Source organism: Endozoicomonas sp. SESOKO2 (genome assembly GCF_024606245.1).
Lineage (GTDB): Bacteria > Pseudomonadota > Gammaproteobacteria > Pseudomonadales > Endozoicomonadaceae > Endozoicomonas_A.
The window spans coordinates 1-1,483 of sequence record NZ_JAHHPQ010000047.1 but is presented as its reverse complement, the minus strand read 5'-3'; the positions used below and the strand labels follow the sequence as shown (position 1 = coordinate 1,483).

General features: G+C 36.7%; 1 protein-coding gene. It reads left to right on the top strand.

Annotation, left to right across the window (positions count from 1 at the left end):
- Positions 1 to 20: 20 nt before the first annotated feature.
- Positions 21 to 1,483 (top strand): GTPase domain-containing protein (locus KDK17_RS01100; RefSeq protein WP_257287153.1); only part of this gene is annotated, 1,463 nt, incomplete at its 3' end.

The following is a 1,483-nucleotide window of genomic DNA, read 5'->3' as shown; positions in this document are numbered from 1 at the left end:
AGAGATTTATATTGAATATAATGCAACAAAGGAGCTCGAATGGCAGTCCTCCTACACTAAGGATTGTCTTTACTGGAGCGCAAAATGTTGGCAAGTCATCGCTGGGCAACCGGCTAATTGGCTGGGAGCCATTTAAAAGAACCGTTATTTACAATAAAAAGCCTGACCCTATCTACCGCTTTCAGGATGTGGAAATCAGGACTACAAAAGGTTATGGCCGCTCTGGTGGCGAAGAATACATAAAAAATGACTACCTTGGAGCTGAAAATATCGAGCAAAACGATGTCATTATCTTTTTATTTGACAAGGATCTGACTGGTTATGATCTTAGAGCTATCGAAGCATTAGTAAAAAATGGCAATAGAATTATTTTTGTTTGTAATAAGGTCGATACATGTACTGATAAGATAGGAGACAAAAAAGAAATAAAATCAGAGTTTAAGGCTAATTTAGAAGAAAATGGTATTCAGGATACTCCAAAACTTATTTTTACATGTTCCCAATCCAACAGCAAAAATGGAGAAGAAATAACAAAAACTAAAGAATTGGAAAAAGAAATTCTGTCTATTCTGAAAACAGATGAAAAAGCGGTTTTTGAAAAATACTTAAAAACAAGGATGAGGCCTGATGAAAAAACCATCAAAATTTCGGAAGAAAGAATTGAAAAGGGGGTTAAGGAATATAATGGTCAATCATCTGGCATAGAAGAGATCAAAAATATTACAGTTGATGCTATTAAGGAAGGCATACATCCAGACATCATGGGTCCAGATAATGTTGATGAGTTAAATAGATTTAATGATTATTTTCAAAAAATTTCAGGGCATATTGAGAGTATAACGCGTGATGATGACCATAAGTTATTCCTTAGAGCATGTAATAATATTGTCAAAGTCGGCCTCCCAGAAGTAGCAGCGGGTGCTGCAGGTGCCACACTCGGTACAATCGGTACATTATTTGGACCACTGGGAACTGTTGCAGGTGTAATCATTGGATCACTGGTTGGAGTTTGTGTAGCCAGGATAACTAACCTTTTGTATCACCCACACTTCAATCTTCGTCCAAGATATTATGAAGAATGTAAGAAAGAAATCCAAAGCATCTTATATGAGAAAAGGGATGATGAATTAAGTCTATACCGAAAGAAAGTCTTTTCTGAAGATGGTAATACCTATGCCGACGACCCTGAGACAAAGAAAATTGAAAAAAAATACGAAGAGAAGGTTGATAAATTTTACACATGGGCTGATAAACTTCCGGAACACATGCGAAGCGCAACAAGTTTGTTTAGAGAACTGTTTGAGAAAATATTCCAACATTATCAAAGACTTTATGACGAAGCTTTTTTCGCAAAAACAAGTGTTACTTTTCTTGTACCATACGATGAAATTCGGTACATGAAAGAAATTTCCCTGATTCAGTCTGATGTACCCCCCGCCATTTATCAACCTGAGCGGGGCCTGCATTTGATGACCTGTAATAC